Raw genomic sequence first — 1,084 nt, forward strand, 5'->3', positions numbered from 1 at the left:
GCGCTCAGCGTCCCGTTCATCGACTTCCGCCGGAATCTGACCACCATCACCGGCCTGTCGCTCGTGCTGGTGCTGATCTCGGCGGCCGGCGTCGGCGTCCGGCGCAGTGGTGCCGGAGTCGGCGCCCGGTGTTGAGTCCTGGACGCGGATCGACCCGCCCTCCTGGGCGATGCGGACCACGAACGGCTCGGCCTCGGGATCGCCGAAGGTCTGCGTCCACAGCTGACGGCCGTCGGCGGTGCGGACCTCGCGGGGCGCGTCGATCGCGCCTCCGTCGGCGTCCAGAACGAGGAGCTCGGTGTCCTCCGTGGTCGCCTCGAGGCGGACCGCCGTTCCCGCCATCGTGGCGACGGACACGTGCCCGTAGCCGATCCAGAGGTCCAGCGGCTCGCCGGAGGTCTCGTAGCCGGGTGCGACCGTGACGCGCAGGTCGCTCGCCGCGAGCGTCGCGTAGCGGCCGGGAGCGGCGCTCGAGAAGCCGTAGGTGCCCAGCACGGGGAGCAGCTCGCGGTCGGTCGGCAGCACGGCGGCGCAGGCGGCCGTGACCAGCGCGACCGTCGCGAGGGCGACCAGCGCGATCGCGCGCCTCCGGAACAGGCCGGCGAGCACGATCACCACGGCGAGCACGAGCGCGGCCGAGGCGGCTCCGACGACGAGGGCCGTCGGCCCGGAGGCGGTGAGCGAGACCAGTGCGCCGGTCAGTGCGGCGGCGCCCAGGGCGAGCAGCGTGAGGCTCGCCCGCAGCCGGGGGTTCGCGGCGCGTCGGAGGCGCTGGCGCTCCAGGCGCGCGGCGGTGACGGCGGCGGCGGCGACTCGCGCCTCCTCCGCCCGGGCGCGGGCCGTCTCGCGGGCCGACGCGCTCTGCTGGGCGCGGAACGCCTCCCGCTCGGCCCGCCAGGCCTCCTGGCGCTCGCGCCACTCGGCGACGGCCTCGGGGGACGAGGGGCGCTCGTCCTGCAGGCCGGGGTCGGGTGCGGGGTAGGCCGGAGCGGAGGGGCGGACGGCCGGATCCGCGTCGCGCGAGTCGAGCGGCGCGAGGGGCACCAGGGCCCAGAGCCAGAGGTAGAGGAGCGCGCCGCCCCCG

1 pseudogene is annotated in these 1,084 nt (G+C 76.9%); it reads right to left on the reverse strand.

Annotation, left to right across the window (positions count from 1 at the left end):
• Positions 1–1,084: pseudogene (locus tag C5C74_RS17635) on the reverse strand (hypothetical protein); the annotation flags it as partial.

Source organism: Rathayibacter sp. AY1E8, assembly GCF_002931415.1.
GTDB lineage: Bacteria > Actinomycetota > Actinomycetes > Actinomycetales > Microbacteriaceae > Rathayibacter.